This window comes from Flavobacterium quisquiliarum, assembly GCF_019308285.1.
Classification (GTDB): Bacteria; Bacteroidota; Bacteroidia; order Flavobacteriales; family Flavobacteriaceae; genus Flavobacterium; species Flavobacterium quisquiliarum.
In genome coordinates this window covers 299,642-320,145 of record NZ_WWEM01000033.1, presented here as the reverse complement: position 1 = coordinate 320,145, position 20,504 = coordinate 299,642, and the positions used below count along the sequence as shown (strand labels likewise).

Below are 20,504 nucleotides of genomic sequence, written 5' to 3'. Positions count from 1 at the left end.
GTTAAGTTGTTTTTGCTTTTTTAAGGCAAGTCGAACTCAAAAACAATTCAATGGCTGGTCAATAAAAAAATAAAACCACAGCTATGAAAAACCAAACTGAAATTATCGAAACGGCAATGGAATTTTTAGCCGAAAAAAAGCTTCGTTATCCAAAAATCTGGACAGAAGAAGCGATTGTTTTTATAACCGAATTGCATAGAAAATTCGAATCACAACGAAAACTATTGCTTTTACAGAGAGAACAAAAACAAGTCACTTTTGATCAGGGAATCATGCCGGTTTTTATTCCGGAAACAAAAAGTATCCGAGAAGGAAATTGGACTGCTGGTGAAATTCCTAAAGATTTATTAGACCGAAGAGTAGAAATAACCGGCCCGGTTGATCGCAAGATGATTATCAATGCATTGAATTCCGGTGCAAAAACTTTCATGGCCGATTTTGAAGACAGCACTTCGCCAACCTGGCAAAATCTAATGGACGGACAAGTGAATTTAATTGATGCAGTAAACAAGACCATCACGTTTACAGATTTGGTAAAACAAAAATCCTATCATTTGAATGAAAAAATTGCTACGTTGATTGTTCGACCAAGAGGTCTGCATTTGCCTGAAAAGCATGTTTTAATTGAAGGAAATGAAGTTTCGGGTTCTTTGGTAGATTTTGGTTTGTATGTGTTTCATAATCATAAAAAACTTCTAGAAAACAACTCTGCCCCATATTTCTATATTCCGAAATTGGAACATTATCTGGAAGCAAGATGGTGGAATACTGTAATTGATTTTACAGAAGATTATCTGAATCTGAAACGAGGTACAGTAAAAGTGACGGTTTTAATTGAGACCATAACGGCAAGTTTTCAGTTAGACGAAATCATCTATGAATTAAAAGAACATATCGTTGGCTTGAACTGTGGACGCTGGGATTATATTTTCTCTTATATCAAAAAGTTTAGAAAAAATCCAAAATTCATCGTTCCAGATCGTGATCAGGTAAATATGACTTCGCCATTTATGAATGCCTATTCCAATTTGGTTATCCAGAGATGTCATAAACGTGGTATTCATGCGATTGGCGGAATGGCAGCACAGATTCCAATTAAGAATAATGAAGAAGCAAATGCTGTCGCTTTCGCGAAAGTAAAAACCGATAAAGAACGTGAAGTTCGAAACGGCCACGATGGAACCTGGGTCGCGCATCCAGATTTAGTTGCAATAGCGAAAGCCATTTTTGATAAAGGAATGCCAACGCCAAATCAGATTCATGTAAAAAGAGAACATCGAAGAATTACAGAAACAGATTTGATCGAACCACCAATTGGATTGATTACAGAAAACGGTGTTAGGAAAAACATCAATGTTGCGATTTTGTACTTGGCTTCATGGTTGAACGGACAAGGCGCTGCAGCTTTGCACAATTTAATGGAAGATGCAGCAACTGCGGAAATTTCGAGATCGCAATTGTGGCAATGGCTTCAGAATAAAGTGATTTTGGATAATGGTAGAAAATTAGATTTAGCGTATTATCATGAATTGGCTTTAGATGAATTCAGAAAAATCAAGGAAGAATTAGGAACAGAAAATCACGAAAAACAGCAATTTCCATTAGCTGAAAAAATGCTGGAAAGATTGGTTGTAAACCTGCACTTTGTGGATTTCTTGACGATTCCATGCTATAAATATTTATAAAAGCTTTTTTAAAATCTGCTCAATCTGCCAAATCTGCGAGCGAATAATTTTTTCCCGCAGATTTAGCAGATCAGGCAGATAAAATTTAGTCTTAAATAGCTTAAACACATAGAAACATAGGTTTTAGTTTTTACATAAAAAGGAAGAAGAAAAAAACTAGTTTTTCACACATAGCTATGTGCATTGAAACAAGTGAAACGCCTTTAACCACAAAGATGAACTATGTTTCTATGTGTTTAAAAAATGCATCCAGTTAAAAACTGAACACTTTTAACTGTGAACTGAACACTATTACTTACTAACCAACTTAACTATACTATTTATGAAAACAACAGAAGACAGAATTCAGGAATTGATTAACGATTGGATTACGAACCCAAGATGGAAAGGCGTTGAACGTCCTTACACTGCGACTGAAGTTGTGACGCTTCAGGGATCGTATCATATTGAGCATTCTATTGCAAAAATGGGTGCAGAGAAATTATGGAGAAAGTTAAAAAGTCAGGATTATGTTGCGGGTTTGGGAGCGTTGACTGGAAATCAAGCGATTCAAGAAGTTGACGCGGGTTTAGAAGCGATTTATTTAAGCGGATGGCAAGTTGCTGCTGATGCAAATTTAGCAGGCGAAATGTATCCTGATCAATCACTTTATCCGGTAAACAGCGTTCCGATGGTGGTGAAAAAAATCAACAACGCTTTACTGCGCGCTGATCAAATTCAGACTGTAAATAATATTGAAAATAGAAAAGATTATTTAGTTCCGATTGTGGCTGATGCCGAGGCTGGTTTTGGTGGAAACCTAAATGCTTTCGAATTAATGAAGTCGATGATTGAAGCTGGAGCTTCTGGAGTGCATTTTGAAGATCAGTTGAGTTCTGCTAAAAAGTGCGGACACTTGGGCGGAAAAGTTTTGGTGCCAACGCAAGAGGCGATTAATAAACTAATTGCGGCAAGATTAGCTTCAGATGTTATGGGAGTTTCAACATTAATTGTTGCCCGAACAGATGCGGATGCGGCTAATTTATTAACGAGCGATGCAGATCCAAGAGATAGAAAGTTTTTAACGGGAGAAAAAACAGCTGAAGGTTTTTTCTATGTAAAAAACGGAATAGAGCAGGGAATTGCAAGAGGTTTAAGTTATGCTCCCTATGCCGATTTAATCTGGATGGAAACCAGTAATCCAGATTTAGATTATGCGAGAAAGTTTGCAAAAGCAATGAAAAAAGAATTTCCAGATAAAATGTTGGCTTATAATTGTTCACCATCTTTCAATTGGGCAGCAAAATTATCAGTTGCAGAAATGGAAACATTCAGGGAAGATTTGGCAGCAATGGGCTATAGTTTCCAATTTATCACTTTAGCAGGATTCCATGCTTTAAACACAAGTATGTTCGAATTGTCTAAAGCCTACAAAGAACGCGGAATGGCAGGATATTCTGAATTGCAGGAACGTGAATTCGCTTTGCAAAAAAACGGATTCAGAGCGGTAAAACACCAGGCTTTTGTTGGGACTTCTTATTTTGATGCGGTTCAAAATACCGTTATGATTGGAAAATCAACCATAACAGCGATGAAACATTCTACGGAGGTTGAGCAATTTTAATTTTTTTTTCCGCCACGAATTCACGAATTTTTATTCTCAAAGATTATAAAAAATAATTCGTGAATTCGTGGCGGAAAATCTTATTTTTTCAAAAGTCTCGCTTTCATTTTGCTAAAGAATTCTGGTGTTACGCCAATGAAAGAAGCGATTTGTTTTTGAGGAACTTTATGAACTAATGTTCCGTATTTTTTAGTGAATTTTTCGAAACGTTCTTCCGCAGGCAAACTCAAGTTATCCATTAATCGCTGTTGATTCGCAACTAAAGAATTCTCAATTAAAATTCTAAAAAAACGTTCCAGTTTTGGGATTTCAAGATACAATTGTTCTTGATTTTCTTTAGATAAAGAAACAACTTCAGCTTCTTCTAAAACTTCTATGAAAAGCTGTCCTGGTTTCTGCGAAAAATAACTGTACATGTCACTCATCCACCAGCCTTCACAGGCAAATGATAGAACGTGTTCTACAATATTATCGTTGATATTGAAACTTCTTAAAATTCCTGAATTTACAAAATAAGAATGTTTGCAGACTTCGCCAGCATTTAATAAAAGTGTTTTGGCTTTGTATGTATTGGTTTCTAATTTAGATAAAAACAGTTCTTGTTCTTCTGGTGTCAGAGAAACGTGTTTAGCAATGTTTTCTAATATTAATGCCATTATTTTTTATCGTCTATTAAAGTGAATGAAGTGGCGATAAATTGGTTTCCTTTGATTTCTCCAGTAACAGAAGCTTTTCTGATAGCATTGCAGAAGCCGTTTTCTGCGTGAGCATCGCCATGCTGATCGATTTTTGTGCCGTCAACAAAATACGATTTTCCGCCAATGCGAACTGCTAAATCACAGCTTTTGCCTTTCATTCCGAATTGGCATTCTCCACAAGAAGCTTCAACAATTGTGGGTTTGTCAAATTTCTTTTTGTCTTGTGCTTGTACTGAAATTCCAATAAAAAGGAAAATCATAAATATAAGTTTTTTCATTTTCTAAGAATTTACAGTTATTAATTTTGCTGTTTCTTTAGCGCGTTCGGTTACTTCGTTTATTGGAGTTGAAAGCGAATCATGGCTTAAAACAACTCCCATTCTGCGGTAAGGTCTTGAAGTTGGTTTTCCGAAAATCCTGAAATCAGTTTTTGGTAAAGCACCTACTTTTTCGATTCCGCTGAAAGTTGGGTTTGTCGAATCTTCTGATGCTAAAATTACGGCGCTTGCTCCAACTTTTTCTAAAGTAATTTCGAAAATTGGAAGACTTAAAATAGCTCTTAAATGCAATTCGAATTCGTTAAAATTCTGTGTTCCGGCCAACGTTACCATTCCAGTATCATGAGGACGTGGAGAAAGTTCTGAGAAATAAACGCCTTCTTTGGTTAGGAAAAATTCAACGCCAAAAAGTCCGGCACCGCCAAGGGCTTCAGTAATTTTTTCGGCCATATCCTGCGCTTCGTATAAATCTTTTTCTGAAACCAAAGCCGGTTGCCAGCTTTCCTGATAATCGCCTCTTTCTTGTCTGTGTCCAATTGGAGCGCAGAATAATGTCGGGTTATTATTTTGAGTGATCGTTAAAAGCGTAATTTCCGAATCAAAATCAACAAAAGCTTCTACAATAACTTCGATAACATCACCACGGGAACCTGCAACGGCATATTGCCATGCTTTTTCAATATCGCTTTCTGTTTTGATGGTTGATTGTCCTTTTCCAGATGAAGACATTAATGGTTTTACTACACAAGGAATTCCAACTTCCTGAACGGCTTTTTGTAGTTCTTCTGCTGAAGTTGCGTATTGATATTTAGCAGTTCTTAGCCCAAGTTCTTTCGAGGCTAAATCACGAATGGCTTTGCGATTCATGGTAAAGTTTGCCGCTTTCGCTGAAGGTACAACCGTGATTCCTTGTTTTTCGTAATCGTAAAAACGTTCAGTACGAATGGCTTCTATTTCGGGAACTATAAAATCGGGTTGGTGTTTGGCTACGATTCGGTCAAGTGCATCGCCATCGAGCATATTGATGACTTCGAAGCCGTGTGCGACTTGCATTGCTGGTGCATTTTCGTAACTGTCAACTGCAATTATAGTTTGTCCGATTCGTTGTGCGGCAATGACAAATTCTTTGCCTAATTCGCCTGAACCTAGGAGTAGTATTTTCATTTTGTAGTGTTGTAATGTTTGAGTAGTAAAAGTAGGGAAAAAGCTTTTTTTAACCGCAAAGTTCGCAAAGATTTACGGAAAGAACGCTAAGTTTTTGTTTTAAAGTTAAAGAAGTGCTCAACGAATTTCTCGCGCAGATTTTGCAGATTCAGCAGATTTAATTTTGTAATTGATTTTAGTTTTAAGACAAAGTCACCATACAGTTTGTCATTTCGACGAAGGAGAAATCTCTAAGAGTAGCTCTACAAAGATTGGCTTATTGGAACGGAGTTACTTGCGAAGATTTCTCCTTCGTCGAAATGACAAGATTGTGGAAATAACAGATTATTTAACCACAATCCCGATAGCTATCGGGAGCAAAGAATTACGCAAAGAACGCAAGGTTTCGTTTTTAAGTAAAAGAAAAGGTTCGCAAAGATTAATTTTAAAATCTTTGCGAACCTTGCGTATGTCCTTGCGTTCTTTGCGGTTAAATAATATTAATGAAAATGATCTTCTTCAATCTCAAATTCGGCATCTTTTTCCCAGATTTCCATTTCGCAGGGTTTGCAGTTGAATTTTAATTTGTATTCAAGTTCACCTTGTTTCAATACTAATGGTTCTTTTACCTTAACACCAACTATGTCTTTTTGGTGAATCGGGCATTTTTTTAATTCGTATTTGATACAATATTTGGTTGTCATTACACGAGATTTTCCTGGATCCCATTGTAATTCGAATGCTTTTTCGATTTCAGTTACACCGTGGCGTTCGTAGAATTTACGAGCGGTTTTGTTCGAAACGTTGTACATGAAATCCAATTTGGTTTCAGGATATGGATGTGACGTTTTTACCAATTGGTGTTCTTCGCGTTTGTAATTTGCCAAACGAATTTCTGATAATTGCTCGTAAACCGTTCTTCTCATTTCATTGATTTTTGAAATTGGAAGGAACCAGTTTTGAGAAAACATAATGTTGATTTCGTCAGCAGTATAAGGTGTAAAACCTGTTTTTGCTAATTGTGTTTTAATGTTTTCTTCGATAGACTCGCCAGTTTTTGTCTGCTCTTTTGGATGTTCTAAATCTACGGTACTTACATTCCCGTCTTCGTCAGTTGCGATTAATTGGAAACCATTTTCTGTTTCTGTAAGCAATAAAGTCGTGCTCAATTTACGAACGGCACTATCTTCTCTTTCGACAATTTTGATGAAAGCAGCGTCGTTATTTCTGTATATGAAAGTTCCATCTTTTACTTCTTTTAAAACGTTTGGATATACCTTCCCGTTTTCGGCTTTGTTTACGTAGATTCCGTCGGCTTCGTTATTTTCGTTGATGAAGCAAAGTCCGTCACCGTTGTTTAATAATTCGCCGTTTTCAATTTCGTAAGCACCGCCAACTGTTCGGATTAATTTACCGATATATTGTCCTTTTGATTTTGGGCTTTCCCAAGAACCAATTGAACTGTGTCTGTCGTTTACGAAATAATCGGTATAACCACGATTGAAAGTCCTGTTTAATGCAGAATCAAAAGTATAAGTGCATTTTCCAGAAGAAGCTTTAATGTATTTGTCGCTTCCTTCTAGATAGCTGTCTAATTTTTGACGTAAATAAGAAACGTTGTTTTTAACATAAGCGACGTCTTTTAAACGGCCTTCGATTTTGAAAGAAACAATTCCAGCTTCAATCAAATTAGGAATTTGATCTGAAATATCTAAATCTTTAATCGAAAGTAAGTGACTGTTTCTAATTAAAGTATCTCCGTTACCGTCAATTAAGTTATAAGGTAAACGGCAGTTTTGTGCGCATGAACCACGATTTGCGCTTCGTTCTCCGTTTGCCACACTCATATAACAGTTTCCACTGAAGGATACACATAAAGCTCCCGTTACGAAAAACTCTAATTCAACATCTGCGTGGTCGTAGATTGTTTTAATTTGATGCAGGTTTAATTCACGTGCTAAAACCACACGTTTGATACCAGCGTCTTTCAGGAATTTGATTTTATCAGCATCACGATTATTGGCTTGTGTACTGGCATGAAGTACGATAGGAGGCAAGTCCATTTCCATAATTGCCATATCTTGAATAATCAAGGCATCAACACCAATATCATACAGTTCCCAGATCATGGCACGACACGTTTCTAATTCGTTGTCGTATAAAATGGTATTCATTACCACAAAAACCTGTGCGTTAAATAAATGCGCATATTTTACTAGTTCAGCAACATCTTCGATTGAGTTGTTAGCATTAGAACGTGCGCCAAATTGCGGTGCACCAATATATACGGCATCGGCACCACTATTTATGGCTGCGATTCCTCCAATTAAATCTCTAGCAGGAGCTAATATTTCGATTTTCTTCTTCATTACTAAAACTTTAGACTTTTGTGGTATTCCCGAAAAAAAGTGTGCAAAGGTCTAATAAATATTCCGAGTTTGCTAGTGATGAAGCGATTTTTTTGAATTTGTTAACGCAATATGGAATGATACTAAAAATTAATAGATTAATTTTTTGCTTCAGTAATTCTAAAAAGTGTTTTTAAAGATAATGTGTATCATTGTTTAAATTATTGTAATTTCTTGCAAAATTCAATTGAGCATCTAAATAGCTTTCCTCTTTTAAGTTTTGATATTGATTTAATAATGGTAAAATCGTTTTATGAAACTGTTCTTTTAATGCTTTGAATTGATTGACGTTTTCAATATAAAATCGGTATTTAATTTTTTCTCCGTTTTCGATAAAATGGATTGAATTTTCAAAACCATTATAAGAAGATCTATTACTTCCTGAAAACAATCTTCCCTTATAAGCGTAAATGTTTATTTGAATTTTTTCGAGATTACTCCATTTATGTATTGTAGTTTCTTGATTATTACAAAATTCAATACCATTTTCAGAAAAGCTAATTTGCATATCTTTTTGTATAATTCCTAAAGGTAAGTATTTGCCTTTTGTAATAGTATTAAAGATTTTAAAACCAATAAGTCCTAAAACCATACTGAAACAGAAAATTGGCTGTTTAGTATTTATTCCGTAAATGAAAGGAACGAAAATGATTAATGTTAAAACAATAGCAAAGAAGCCTTCAATTATAGTTGGTTTTTGATAAATAGCAATTGGAAATTTTTGTTGAGTCATTTTTTTATGAATTTTACAAAAAGCTAAACTTTAGTAATTAATCTACAAGGAAAAAAGTATTCAGGCTGGGTTTTCTTCTTCATGATGCGAGGTGCTTGAACCATAATCTATTAAATTGTACTACTCTTGGTTGAGCATTTGTCATAAAAGAAAAGAAGTAGATAAACTGCGTAAGGTTATAGTCACGTAAGAGTTTTGGCTAGATGTTGGTTGTGACGAAAGTAAGATTTATTTTTTAATTTTTACAAAACAAAAAAAACTACCCAGTTTTTCAACTAAGTAGTTTTCTAAAATGAAAAAAAACAAAAAAAACAATGATATTAAATTCCTTTCATTTTAATTTGGGATAAAGTATTTTGAATACTATTTAATTGTTTGGAAACAACATAAATTTGACTATGTTCCAATTCATTATCATCGAGTGCTTTTTTGTATTTTTCAATCGCGGCTTCTTCTCCAGTAATACAGGCGTTGATGATAGCTTCAGGATCTCCATCAGTAAAGGACGATTTGATGTCAATCCAAGTTCTGTGTAAAGCTCCTAACGGACCTCCGCCAGAAGTGTCTGTTGATTTTCCGAGTTTATTGATTTCGTCTTGTAATTCTACAATAAATAAGGCTCTTTCGCGTGCGTATTCCAGAAAATCAGTTTTCATTGCCGCGTTGTTTACATGTTCGGCCGCGTTTGTATATCCTAATTTTCCATCTTCAAGAATTGAAATTAATCCTTCCAGAGTTTTAACTGCTTCTTTTGTGGTTTCATCTGTATGTATCATGACGTAATAGTTTTTAAATTAATACATTACAAAGTTGTCGATTTCTAAAACGTTATGTCTTACAGGATTACGATTGAGCTTTTACAATATTGTAGAATGGGAATTTTGAAACTTATATTTTATGTTTCCCGCAGATTTTGGAGATTTAGCTGATTTTTTCTTTTGGAAATGAATTTTCTCGTTTTACGGTTTGCGTGAGGGATAGGAGTGAAAAGCCCACAGCCGTGAGGAACGAACAGGCGAGGACTTGTAACGGATAGCCCGACCCGGAGGGACACGCCCAAAATAAGCCCATAAAAAAACAGCTTAAAGTATAAAAGTGATGAAACTTTTGAACCTTAAGCCGTTTTAATAAAACTTAGAATATTGTTATGCAGTCAAAGCTTCTTTGATTCTGCGTAATGCTTCTTTTAAAATATCGTTGCTTGTTGCGTAAGAGAAACGAATACAGTTTGGATTTCCGAAAGCATCTCCAGTTACTGTTGCTACATTTGCCTCAGCTAAAAGATACATTGAAACGTCGTTTGCATCTTTAATTTCGTGTCCTTTTAATGTTTTTCCAAAGAAAGAAGAAACGTCTGGGAATACGTAGAAAGCACCTTCTGGAACGTTGATTTTTACACCTGGGATTTCTTTTAATAATCCAACTACTAAATCTCTACGTCCGTGGAAAGCCTGAACCATTTCGTTTAATACACTAGGGTCAGCATCTACAGCGGTAATGGTAGCTCTTTGAGCAACTGAATTTGCTCCAGATGTTACTTGCCCTTGGATTTTTGTACATGCTTTTGCAATAAATTCAGGAGCTCCAATGTAACCAATTCTGTATCCTGTCATGGCAAATGCTTTTGCAACTCCGTTTACAGTGATTGTTTTTTCTAACATTCCTGGAATAGAACCAATGCTGCAGAAAGTTCCTGAGAAATTGATGTGCTCATAAATTTCGTCAGCAACTACGTAAATATTTGGGTGTTTTTCTAACACTTTTGCCAGTGCTGTTAATTCTTCTCTGCTGTAAACAGATCCTGAAGGATTACATGGAGAAGAAAACCACATCATTTTTGTTTTTGGTGTGATGGCAGCTTCTAATTGTTCTGGAGTGATTTTGAAATCTGTTTCAACAGAAGTTGGGACTTCAACTGGAACTCCGCCAGAAAGTTTTACGATTTCGAAATAAGAAACCCAGTAAGGTGCTGGTAAAATTACCTCGTCACCGTCGTTTAACATTACCTGAGCAATGTTGTATAATGATTGTTTTGCTCCTGTAGAAACTACGATTTGAGATGGTTTGTAATCTAAATCATTATCTCTTTTGAATTTTCTGCAAATTGCTTCTTTTAAATCTTGGTATCCATCAACTGGAGAATAAGTGCTGTAATTATCATCGATTGCTTTTTTAGCAGCTTCTTTAATAAAGTCAGGTGTGTTGAAATCTGGCTCACCTAAACTTAAACTGATAATGTCTTTTCCTTGTGCTTTTAATTCTCTTGCCAAAGCGGCCATTGCTAATGTCTGCGAAGTCGCAAGATTGTTGATTCTGTCCGAAAGAATATGATTCATTATAAAAATTTTGAATGTCCTTAAATTTGCTGTGTTGTTTAAGGAAGGTTAATTATTAATAGATTTTTTTTAGTTTTTAAACTGATAATTCAGGTTTCATTCCCAAATCACGTAGATGCTTGAAGTGAGCAATAACAGCACTTCGCATTGTTTTGTATTCGTAATAAGGTAAGTTGCATTCTTTTGCTGTTTCTTTTACAATTTTGGCAATTTTACCGTAATGAATATGACTGATATTTGGAAAAATATGATGTTCGATTTGATGGTTTAATCCGCCAGTGTACCAGTTTACGATTGCATTTTTTGGTGCAAAATTAGTTGTGGTATACAATTGGTGGATAGCCCAAGTATTATCCATTTCACCTAAATCATTTGGAGTTGGATTTGTAGTATGATCTACTACGTGTGCCAACTGGAATACAATACTTAAGATTAATCCTGCTGTGTAGTGCATTGCGAAAAATCCAATAAGTACTTTCCACCATGTAATTCCGATTACCATTGGTAGAACAATCCAAATTGAAACATAGATAAGTTTAGTAATGATTAAAGTAGTCCACAAGATTTTAGGATTCTTTGGTTCTCCGTAAGACAATTTTCTTTTCAAATAGTTTCTCATCTGCTTAAAATCGGTTGTTAATGCCCAATTAAAAGTCAATAAACCGTATAAGAAAACAGAATAGTAATGCTGAAAACGATGAAAACGATGCCATTCCGCATGCTCTGTAAAACGGATAATTCTTCCAGCATCTAAATCTTCGTCATGTCCAGGGATATTAGTATAAGTATGATGCAATACATTGTGCTGTACCTGCCAGTTGTATACGTTTCCAGCCAAAACATAAATGGTTCCACCCATGAATTTATTAATCCAGCTTTTATTAGAGTAAGAACCATGATTTCCATCATGCATTACATTCATTCCGACACCAGCCATTCCAACGCCCATTACAATTGATAGCAACAACATTAACCAAAAAGGCATGCCAAGTGTAAGGATTAAAAAATAGGGAGTTAAGAAAACAGCAAATAGAATAACAGCTTTTAGGTGTAATTTCCAATTTCCGGTTTTCTGAATATTATTTTCCTTGAAGTAATTGTTTACCCGAGAATTAAGTGTTCTAAAGAACTTCAGATTGTCTTGCCTAGCAAATGTCGGAGCCGTGTTATTCATAATTAATTTAAATAGTTTTCAAAGGTAATTATTATAAATTCTCAATTTGCAAAATTGAGTTAAATATTTCAATCGTAAAGTAGTACTTTTGTTAAAAATTTACAGCAATGGATGAGATATTGAAATATTTTCCAAATTTGACCGATCTTCAAATCGAACAATTTCAAAAATTAGACTTTTTATACCACGATTGGAACGAGAAAATCAATGTTATTTCTCGTAAAGACATCGACTCATTATATACAAAACACATTTTACATTCCTTAGGGATTGCTAAAATTATGAAATTTGAACCTGGAACAACAGTTTTGGATGTTGGAACAGGAGGCGGTTTTCCAGGAATTCCGTTAGCGATTCTTTTTCCGGAAACTCGTTTTTATTTAATTGATGTAATTGCTAAAAAAATAAAAGTAGTTCAAGGTGTTGCTGATGCATTAGAGTTAAAGAATGTAAAAGCAGAGCAAAAACGCGCCGAATTAGTCAAAGGCGATTTCGATTTTATCGTAAGCCGTGCCGTTACCAATATGCCTGATTTTGTTTCTTGGATACATGATAAAATAAAGAAACAGCATAAACATAAATTAAAAAATGGAATTCTTTATTTGAAAGGTGGTGATTTGACAGAAGAACTAAAAGATTTTCCAAATGCCACTTTATATGATTTAGCAGATGTGTTTGAAGATGAGTTTTTTGAAACTAAAAAGGTGGTGCATCTACCACTAAAATTTAAACCTTAAAAAGAAACAACCCGGCAGATTTTACTCTCCGGGTTATTTTTTTGAATAAATAAAAACTATTAAAAAATTAAGAATGTACTCTTGAAAGATTCAAAAATTGGTTTGCCTGATAATTTAGATTATCAATAAAGCTATGTATTGCGTTTTTAGATGCTTCAGTAGTCGCCTTAAATTCTGAATCAAAGAAAAAATCACGGCATATTACAGGCTCGTTGGAAGAATCGTATATTTCTTCATCTATTTCGTTTAAATCTAAATTTTGATATTCACAAGGATATAAACAAATAAGCTCTATCATAATACGATTAAACCAATGATCAAATACTTTCTTTTTAGGAGTGACATGACGCACTAATAGTACTAGCCCAATAAGTTCGTTCTGAAGATGATAAGAACCCTTTTTATATAGAGTATCTATCATTCTAACATTCATATGGGCGATCCAAAGTGCTCCATTAACACAACCTGAAGCTGGAATTTCAAAATCGATATCAAATAACAATGGATTTGTTTGTTCAGGATTATCAACAGAACACCAAAGTGCCTCAATGCGTTTTTGGGTATCGTTTGTGTCTTTTGTATATCCAGTAAAGCGCCAATAAATCCATTCTAATAAGGCGGCAGCAAGTCCAACCGAAGCTTTATGATTTATTTGAGTTAATAAATTCTCGAGATCTTCGTTTTCTTCAAAAGGATCTAATAATTCATTTATTTTCTTTTTATTCCATTTAAAATCAATAGCGTGTCCAATACTTTTTGATTCTAAAATGACTTTAGGAACATTGTTTAAATTTTTCATAAGTTTAAACAATGTTTAAATAATACTAATTGATTTTGGTAGAACAAATGTATTATGATGTTTTTTTTTGAAAAGGAACAAGAGGTTTTAAAAGTATCAAAATAAGTTTTTCTAAGAAGCTATATGGTTGGTAATCAATTAAATAAGAAAATTACTACAAAACTATATTTAAGTTGTTTTAATGTAGATAATTTGTTTTTTTATGTCTTGTTACTAAAAAAAAACGGTGTAAAATGAATGTGAAAAGGAAAAAAAATAAAAGCCGAATCTTTTGAAGATTCGGCTTTTTATATTGACAGATTTCAAAATTTGAAATCTAAAATTTGAAATAGAAATTATCCTAAAAATGGATATCTGTAATCTTCTGGAGTTACAAAAGTTTCTTTGATCGTTCTTGGAGAAGCCCAACGCAATAAGTTCAATGCAGAACCTGCTTTGTCGTTAGTTCCAGAAGCTCTTGCTCCACCAAACGGTTGCATTCCTACAACGGCTCCAGTTGGTTTGTCGTTGATATAGAAGTTACCAGCAGCGTTTTGTAATTTCGTAGTTGCTACTTCAATAGCATAACGATCTTGGCTGAAAACTGCTCCAGTTAAAGCATATTCAGAAGTAGTATCAACTAATTCTAAAGTTTCTTCCCATTTAGCATCTTCATAAACATAAATTGTGATAACTGGTCCAAACAACTCAGTTTCCATTGTAGTATATTTTGGATTTGTAGTTACAATAACCGTTGGCTCAACAAAGTATCCAACAGATTTATCATAATTTCCTCCAACAATAATTTCAGCATCAGCATCTTTTTTAGCTTGGTCAATGTAACTAGCTAATTTATCAAAAGAACCTTCGTGGATAACTGCTGTAATGAAGTTTCCAAAATCTTCTGGAGAACCCATTTTCATAGATTTTACATCAGTAATCAATTGCTCTTTTACAGCTGGCCATAAACTTTGCGGGATATAAGCTCTAGAAGCAGCAGAACATTTTTGACCTTGGAATTCAAAAGCACCACGAGTAATTCCTGTAACTATTTGTTTTACGTTTGCGCTTGGGTGAGCAATGATAAAATCTTTACCTCCAGTTTCCCCAACGATTCTTGGGTAAGTTTTATAGTTATGAATGTTTGCACCAATTTTGGCCCAAATATCTTTAAATACGTGAGTTGAACCTGTAAAGTGAACTCCAGCAAAATCACGGCTAGCCAAAACAGTATCAGTAATCATTAAAGCATCTCCAAAAACTACATTGATAACACCGTCTGGAACTCCAGCTTCTTTGAAAACTTCTAAAATGATTTTCGTAGAAAATACTTGGCTGTCACTTGGTTTCCAAACTACAACGTTCCCCATCATTGCAGCACTTGCAGGTAAGTTTGCAGCAATAGCAGTAAAGTTAAATGGAGTGATAGCGTAAACAAAACCTTCAAGAGGTCTGTATTCTACACGATTCCAAACAGAAGAATCTGATTTTGGCTGATCGTTGTAGATTTGAGTCATAAACTCAACATTATAGCGTAAAAAGTCGATTAATTCGCAAGAAGCATCGATTTCTGCTTGGTGGATATTTTTAGATTGACCAATCATTGTAGCAGCGTTGATACGAGCTCTGTATGGGCCAGCTATAAGTTCAGCAGCTTTTAAGAAAATAGCGGCACGCTGTTCCCATGCCATATTTGCCCATGCTTTTCTTGATTCAAGTGCATTAGCAATCGCTTTTTCGATATGTTGTTTTTCAGCTAAGTGGTATTTTCCAACGATATGTTTGTGATCGTGTGGAGCAGTAATGTTTCTTGTATTTCCAGTTTTGATTTCTTCGCTTCCAATATATAAAGGAACGTCAATTTGAGAATTCCACATTGTAGTGTAAGCTGCTTGAACAGCTGCTTTTTCTGGAGAGTTCGGCGCGTAGCTTTTTACGGGCTCGTTTACCGCTTTTGGTACATGAAAAAATCCTTTAAGCATGTTATTTAAAATTAGATTATTAGATAATTTATAGTTAGATAATTTGATTTGTTACGAATAATCTAACGCTGCACAAAAGTACAAAGGATAAATTAATAAATTGATAATTTTATGATTAAGATAACGATAAAAAGAATCGTACTAAAGAGATGTCTTTAATTTAAAGCAAAAGGAGCGCACATTCTAAAAGTAGGAACAATTACTTTGAATGTTTTTGTTGTAGTAAAATTGATCATATTGAAATGACCTTTCATCGCACCATAAGGAGATGATAATAAACAACCAGAACTATAAGTGTGATTTTCACCTGGTTTTAAAACTGGTTTTTTACCAATTACGCCTTCACCATCTACTACTTCTAGATCGTTTAGAGAATCAAAAATTTCCCAATGGCGTGAAGTTAACTGCACAGAATCTTTACTGTGGTTTTCAATTGTAACTACATAACTAAAAGCAAAATGTATCTTGTAGTTCTTGAAGTAAGTACCTTCAAAACTAGTCAAAACGGATATTTTTATGCCTCGTGTAATTTGAGAAACCATACTAACGCAGTATATATGTGGTTGTTATAGTGGCAAAGTTAAGAAAAAAAATCGTTTAATCTAGAACCTTAACATTGTTTTAATTGACTATATTGATAGAGTTTGCATTTCCTTTACCAATAACGCGCTGATAACGGTCTGTTGCCTCTTTATAATAGACCAAAATTGTGTATTCGTTTTCAGTTTGATAGAAGTTTCCATCAATAGCATTTTCATAATCAATAGCACCTTTTTTATCAGCAACAGTGTACTGGAAATTGGTGAACCCCTGCTTGATCATAATGGCTTTTTCGAAAACTGCTTTATCAGTATTGTAATCCATTTTATATTCTGGCGAAAGGCTGTAATTATTAAACATTCCGGTAATATAAATGTCTTTGTTTAATCGAAATGCTGGAGCAGATAATGTGAAGTAAACCCAAGCATAATCAGCTTCAATATCATTGTTAGATGCATTGATGTTCTTAACCACAAAGTTTCCGTTTACATCTTCATAATTCGTGTAGATCTGATTTCCTCTTGCGGCATTAGTATATAAATGAGCGTTATAAATATCGCCGTTGGAACCTACTTTCGCAACATTATTATTGGCAGCGCGAATATCTTTATTTTCAAAATACAAAAATTCATTTCCACCCCAAAACTGAGTTTCTTTATCGTATTTATAAACCAGTTGATTACCAATAGTATATTGAGGAATAATATTTTTTATAGCTGTATTGAAATTTCCATTCTGTAATAAAAGAACTTTTACATTTTGTAGAGGCGTCTGAAATACAATATCATTAGATAAAATAGCAAAATCTAAGTTTTGTTTATAGTCGATATTGCTAAGGTTTCGGCTTCTTTTTACCTGTGCTGTAACGGTTGAATGATTTTCGTATAAAATAAACTTTCTCGAAAGCACTAATTCTCGGTCTTCATTTAGAATTCTCAACATATAATTTCCCGAAAACTTTATTTGTGTTGTGAACTGATTCGGAAAAGATAGTCTGTAATGCGAATAAATCTGAAGTGTATTAAATGAATTAGAATAATCATTAATTCTCTGATTGTCTAAACCGCCAATATAATCCGTTTTCGGAATAGCGGTTGGTATCCAGTTATAGTCACAATGCAGAATTTCAAAATAATAATTAGCTTCATTACCAAATAAATCATCAAACTGAAAAGCAAACGAAGAACCTAATTCAAAAATAGGAACAACATTACTTCCGTTTTGAACAAAAGAAACGGTTTTAATATTATAAGGTGGTTCAACCTCGTTTTGTACTTGCTGTGCAGTTATTGAACTAAAGAAGAAAAAAAATAAAAGGCTCTGATATAAAAATTTTGACATCTTATTTATGTTGTAAGATTGTAAATATAACAATTTTATACAACGAAAAATAGCCAGATTTATTGGTTTAACGTATTACGAATTCAAAATGTATTCTAAATTAGCTTCGATTTCATCGTTAATATAGCTTTCCTCTAAAAGCGAATCAGATAACAGTTTTTTATTTTCCTGCAGTTTAATGATTTTTTCCTCAACCGTATTTTTAGAAATAAATCGAACAACATTTACTTTGTTCAATTGTCCAATTCTATGTGCTCGTCCAACTCCTTGTTTTTCTGCAAAAGGATTCCACCACGGATCTAAAAATAAAACATAAGAAGCTTTAGTAATATTTAAACCAACGCCTCCCGCTTTTAACGAAATGAAAAACAACAACGGTTCTTCTTTTTCCTGAAAAACTTTTACCTGTTGTTCTCTTTTATTGGCCGGAGTTTCTCCCGTGATTTCACAATATTGGATTTTGTTTTGCTTGCACCAGTCGGTGTAAAATCCAAGATTGGTTACAAACGAACTGAAAATAATAACCTTTTGTTTTTCGTGGACTAAAGTTTCGAGATAATTGGTAACCGCAATATATTTTCCGGAATCTATTTCTGATTCCTGATCAACCATTTTCGGATGGTTACTCAATTGCCTTAATTTCATCAACGTATTAATGATACTGATTTTATCTGGACTTGAACCATCTGTTTTCAATAAAAAGTTACGGGCTTTCGATTTTTCTTTTTCGTATAGTTTCTCCTGTTCAGGATCCATTTCACAATAGTAAATTTGTTCTGATAATTCAGGTAAATCTTTTAAAACCTGTTCTTTCGTTCGTCGCAAAATATAAGGCTGAACAAGAGTTTTTAATTCTGATAAAATAGTTTCATCCTGTCTTTTTTCAATTGGAGTTTTGAAATTATACATGAAAAACTTATAATTTCCTAAAATATCAGGATTTATAAACTGCATCTGCGACCATAAATCATCAAGCGAATTTTCGATCGGCGTACCGCTCAAAGCAATTTTATGAGCTGTGCTAATCTTGTTGATTGCTTTAAAAATCTTAGAATCTTTATTTTTAATATATTGACTTTCGTCCAAAATCAAATAACGGAAATCATATTTTTCTAAAATAGCAATATCACGATGAACAATGCTGTAACTCGTAAAAATCAAATCTGTTGTGGCTAATCTGCTGGCTAATTGTTTTCTGTCATTGCCAACATATTGCATTTTTGAAAAATGCGGAGTGAATTTCAAAGATTCATTATACCAGTTAAAAACTAAGGATGAAGGTAAAACAATCAGTGTTTTGAGCGGTTCTCTTTCGATGGTGGTTTCGTTCGAAAACAGATCAAAATTTGTTGTTTTTGTAGTGAAGCCTAATTGTTCTTGAACGGCAACCAAAACAGCTAGAGTCTGCAAGGTTTTTCCAAGTCCCATGTCATCGGCTAAACAAGCGCCTAAATTGGAGTTGAAATGCCCTAAAAGCCACTGTACACCTTCAATTTGATACGGTCTTAAAGTCGCTTTTAATAAATCAGAAGCTTTGTATTCGGCTTTTGTAGTGATATCGTCTTTAATTTCAGGAATAGCATCTAACGCCGTAAAATTGCTTTTGCGTAAAAGAAGATTTCCGTTTTCCGTTTTGGCTAATTTTGCCAACGAACTGTATTTGCTGAACCATTCTAATGGAATCAGGAAATAGTTTCCGTCAGGCAATTGAAAAAGTCTTTCTTTGCTTTTTATGTTCGGAATAATTTCACTGAAATTAATTTTGTACGTTCCGATTGTAATGATAATTTTAATATCAAACCAATCTCCGGCTGTTTCTTTTGAAGCTGAAACAATATGATTTTCAGTGATAATTTCTTTGCTTTCCGCTTTTAGTTTTTCAATTGTAAAGCCCAGATTCTCCAATTCTTCTTTATGATTAATAATGAATTGAATATTAATATAAGGATCTGGGGTTTCTATCTCAGAGTCTAGTCCGTAGAATTCATTTTTGATTATGGTCAAGCCAAGTTCTGTCAATTTATCGGTATAAAAAGCCTCTTCAGAACTTCTTTTAAATTGAATTATTTTAGGCTGATTGGCAATGCTGAAATCAACAAACGAATGTGTTTTTTTTGTTTTGGAAGCATCAAATGTATAACCATCATAATCAAAATAAAGATTAAGATAGTAACAGTTTTTAAAGAAATCATGAACCGGCTGAATCGTACAGGAAATAATTTGATCACGACTTTCGACTTCAAAACCTGTCGATTCGATATCTATTTTTTTAGCGATTTCGGGAATAAAACTTTTGAAATAATCATCAACTAATTTTGATGGAATTTCAATTGATTTTTTCTTTAAAAAAGGCATCAATTTTTTAGCGTTAAGCGCTGTTAACTGACCCAGTTTTTTATTGATAATTAACCAGCCTGGCTCGTCTAAAAGAATCTCGGCTTTTTTATCCATAGGTAAAAAGGCAGTTTCATTTTCTTTTAGAGAAAGGGTATAGGTAATTCCTTCGTCGTGTTTGTCAAATTGAATGTGAGGTTCAAAATAAAGCGGACTCACATCAACTCTGGAACGATAAAAATCTTTTTCAGGCCCAAGGTTTAATGACAACGGAAATTGCTCTTTTACAATTAAATCATAAAATGAACCCAAATGAAATTTTAAATGCTGACGAATTGCAAAATCAATTTTGGAATCTTTCTGCAAATCGGCAATAGTCTTAGCCGATTTGATTTTGGCACTGAATTTTTTGAAAATAAATTCAGGTTTTAAAGATTCGCAGGCGGTCAGTATTTTTTTTGAATTAGAATCCAGATTATCGTAAACAATCCCGAAACTTTGTATTACGCCAGGACTTGCTTTTTTATCCAGATATTTAATTTCATCAGAATTCTCAACAATGTAGGCGGTTGGAATATAAGTATTTAGATTTTTTTCTAAACTGATGTCAAAGCAAAATTGAAATGATTTTGTAGGTTCCAAGATTTAGGGATTTGGTTAGGCTTGTATTTTGGGAATCGGGCAAAAAAGAAAGAGTTTTCAAATTATTTCTATTTTGAAAACTCTTTTAAATG

At 34.0% G+C, this 20,504-nt stretch carries 16 protein-coding genes; 3 read left to right on the top strand and 13 right to left on the bottom strand.

What is annotated here, in order from left to right; all coding sequences use genetic code 11:
* The first annotated feature begins 83 nt into the window (after positions 1-83).
* Positions 84-1,685 carry a malate synthase A gene (aceB, locus tag GSY47_RS16760; protein WP_179001468.1) on the top strand — a complete coding sequence of 534 codons (1,602 nt, stop codon included), beginning with the start codon at positions 84-86 and terminating at the stop codon, positions 1,683-1,685.
* Positions 1,686-2,007: 322 nt separating this feature from the next.
* Positions 2,008-3,288, top strand: coding sequence for an isocitrate lyase (aceA, locus tag GSY47_RS16755; RefSeq protein WP_179001466.1), 1,281 nt, complete (start codon positions 2,008-2,010; stop codon positions 3,286-3,288).
* 80 nt (positions 3,289-3,368) lie between these two features.
* On the opposite strand, the gene GSY47_RS16750 is transcribed toward aceA, so the two are convergent.
* The 8 genes from GSY47_RS16750 to GSY47_RS16715 form a co-directional block, all read right to left on the bottom strand.
* A complete protein-coding gene (locus tag GSY47_RS16750; RefSeq protein ID WP_179001464.1) occupies positions 3,369-3,944 on the bottom strand; it encodes a Crp/Fnr family transcriptional regulator in 576 nt (191 codons plus the stop codon).
* On the bottom strand, positions 3,944-4,264 hold the full coding sequence (locus tag GSY47_RS16745) for a DUF6370 family protein (protein ID WP_179001462.1): 321 nt from the start codon (positions 4,262-4,264) through the stop codon (positions 3,944-3,946). Before GSY47_RS16745 ends, GSY47_RS16750 begins: the two co-directional genes overlap by 1 nt.
* A gap of 3 nt (positions 4,265-4,267) precedes the next feature.
* Positions 4,268-5,500, bottom strand: a complete 1,233-nt coding sequence (gene purT, locus GSY47_RS16740; protein WP_317197938.1) for a formate-dependent phosphoribosylglycinamide formyltransferase — start codon at positions 5,498-5,500, stop codon at positions 4,268-4,270.
* A gap of 407 nt (positions 5,501-5,907) precedes the next feature.
* Complete coding sequence (locus GSY47_RS16735; RefSeq protein ID WP_179001458.1) at positions 5,908-7,776, bottom strand: peptidase U32 family protein; 1,869 nt, start codon at positions 7,774-7,776, stop codon at positions 5,908-5,910.
* Positions 7,777-7,948: 172 nt separating this feature from the next.
* Positions 7,949-8,548, bottom strand: coding sequence for a hypothetical protein (locus tag GSY47_RS16730; protein ID WP_179001456.1), 600 nt, complete (start codon positions 8,546-8,548; stop codon positions 7,949-7,951).
* Between the two features lie 320 nt (positions 8,549-8,868).
* Positions 8,869-9,324 carry a ferritin-like domain-containing protein gene (locus tag GSY47_RS16725; RefSeq protein ID WP_179001454.1) on the bottom strand — a complete coding sequence of 152 codons (456 nt, stop codon included), beginning with the start codon at positions 9,322-9,324 and terminating at the stop codon, positions 8,869-8,871.
* Positions 9,325-9,693: 369 nt separating this feature from the next.
* Positions 9,694-10,884: a pyridoxal phosphate-dependent aminotransferase gene (locus tag GSY47_RS16720; RefSeq protein ID WP_057123704.1), complete on the bottom strand. Its 1,191-nt coding sequence runs from the start codon at positions 10,882-10,884 to the stop codon at positions 9,694-9,696.
* A gap of 76 nt (positions 10,885-10,960) precedes the next feature.
* Positions 10,961-12,058 (bottom strand): fatty acid desaturase family protein, encoded by a 1,098-nt coding sequence (locus GSY47_RS16715; protein ID WP_179001452.1) that lies wholly within the window; start codon positions 12,056-12,058, stop codon positions 10,961-10,963.
* A 107-nt stretch (positions 12,059-12,165) separates the two neighbouring features.
* Between GSY47_RS16715 and rsmG the strand changes: the two genes are divergently transcribed.
* Positions 12,166-12,795, top strand: a complete 630-nt coding sequence (rsmG, locus tag GSY47_RS16710; RefSeq protein ID WP_179001450.1) for a 16S rRNA (guanine(527)-N(7))-methyltransferase RsmG — start codon at positions 12,166-12,168, stop codon at positions 12,793-12,795.
* A 67-nt stretch (positions 12,796-12,862) separates the two neighbouring features.
* Here rsmG and GSY47_RS16705 read toward each other — a convergent pair whose 3' ends face one another.
* From GSY47_RS16705 to GSY47_RS16685, 5 genes are all read right to left on the bottom strand, one after another.
* Positions 12,863-13,594, bottom strand: coding sequence for a hypothetical protein (locus GSY47_RS16705; protein ID WP_179001448.1), 732 nt, complete (start codon positions 13,592-13,594; stop codon positions 12,863-12,865).
* A gap of 335 nt (positions 13,595-13,929) precedes the next feature.
* Positions 13,930-15,555, bottom strand: coding sequence for an L-glutamate gamma-semialdehyde dehydrogenase (gene pruA, locus GSY47_RS16700; RefSeq protein ID WP_179001446.1), 1,626 nt, complete (start codon positions 15,553-15,555; stop codon positions 13,930-13,932).
* Between the two features lie 155 nt (positions 15,556-15,710).
* Positions 15,711-16,097, bottom strand: coding sequence for a Co2+/Mg2+ efflux protein ApaG (gene apaG / locus GSY47_RS16695; RefSeq protein ID WP_008467225.1), 387 nt, complete (start codon positions 16,095-16,097; stop codon positions 15,711-15,713).
* Between the two features lie 79 nt (positions 16,098-16,176).
* Positions 16,177-17,436 carry a type IX secretion system plug protein gene (locus GSY47_RS16690; RefSeq protein ID WP_179001444.1) on the bottom strand — a complete coding sequence of 420 codons (1,260 nt, stop codon included), beginning with the start codon at positions 17,434-17,436 and terminating at the stop codon, positions 16,177-16,179.
* Between the two features lie 75 nt (positions 17,437-17,511).
* On the bottom strand, positions 17,512-20,412 hold the full coding sequence (locus tag GSY47_RS16685; protein WP_179001442.1) for a DEAD/DEAH box helicase: 2,901 nt from the start codon (positions 20,410-20,412) through the stop codon (positions 17,512-17,514).
* Positions 20,413-20,504: the final 92 nt, after the last annotated feature.

Excerpts from the sequence above, each read along its gene's own strand:
- GSY47_RS16725 (WP_179001454.1), bottom strand. The coding sequence starts at position 9,324 with ATGATACATACAGATGAAACCACAAAAGAAGCAGTTAAAACTCTGGAA.
- GSY47_RS16750 (WP_179001464.1), bottom strand. The coding sequence starts at position 3,944 with ATGGCATTAATATTAGAAAACATTGCTAAACACGTTTCTCTGACACCA.
- aceB (WP_179001468.1), top strand. The coding sequence starts at position 84 with ATGAAAAACCAAACTGAAATTATCGAAACGGCAATGGAATTTTTAGCC.
- GSY47_RS16735 (WP_179001458.1), bottom strand. The coding sequence starts at position 7,776 with ATGAAGAAGAAAATCGAAATATTAGCTCCTGCTAGAGATTTAATTGGA.
- GSY47_RS16745 (WP_179001462.1), bottom strand. The coding sequence starts at position 4,264 with ATGAAAAAACTTATATTTATGATTTTCCTTTTTATTGGAATTTCAGTA.
- GSY47_RS16720 (WP_057123704.1), bottom strand. The coding sequence starts at position 10,884 with ATGAATCATATTCTTTCGGACAGAATCAACAATCTTGCGACTTCGCAG.
- GSY47_RS16690 (WP_179001444.1), bottom strand. The coding sequence starts at position 17,436 with ATGTCAAAATTTTTATATCAGAGCCTTTTATTTTTTTTCTTCTTTAGT.
- pruA (WP_179001446.1), bottom strand. The coding sequence starts at position 15,555 with ATGCTTAAAGGATTTTTTCATGTACCAAAAGCGGTAAACGAGCCCGTA.
- GSY47_RS16715 (WP_179001452.1), bottom strand. The coding sequence starts at position 12,058 with ATGAATAACACGGCTCCGACATTTGCTAGGCAAGACAATCTGAAGTTC.
- rsmG (WP_179001450.1), top strand. The coding sequence starts at position 12,166 with ATGGATGAGATATTGAAATATTTTCCAAATTTGACCGATCTTCAAATC.
- GSY47_RS16705 (WP_179001448.1), bottom strand. The coding sequence starts at position 13,594 with ATGAAAAATTTAAACAATGTTCCTAAAGTCATTTTAGAATCAAAAAGT.
- aceA (WP_179001466.1), top strand. The coding sequence starts at position 2,008 with ATGAAAACAACAGAAGACAGAATTCAGGAATTGATTAACGATTGGATT.
- GSY47_RS16730 (WP_179001456.1), bottom strand. The coding sequence starts at position 8,548 with ATGACTCAACAAAAATTTCCAATTGCTATTTATCAAAAACCAACTATA.
- apaG (WP_008467225.1), bottom strand. The coding sequence starts at position 16,097 with ATGGTTTCTCAAATTACACGAGGCATAAAAATATCCGTTTTGACTAGT.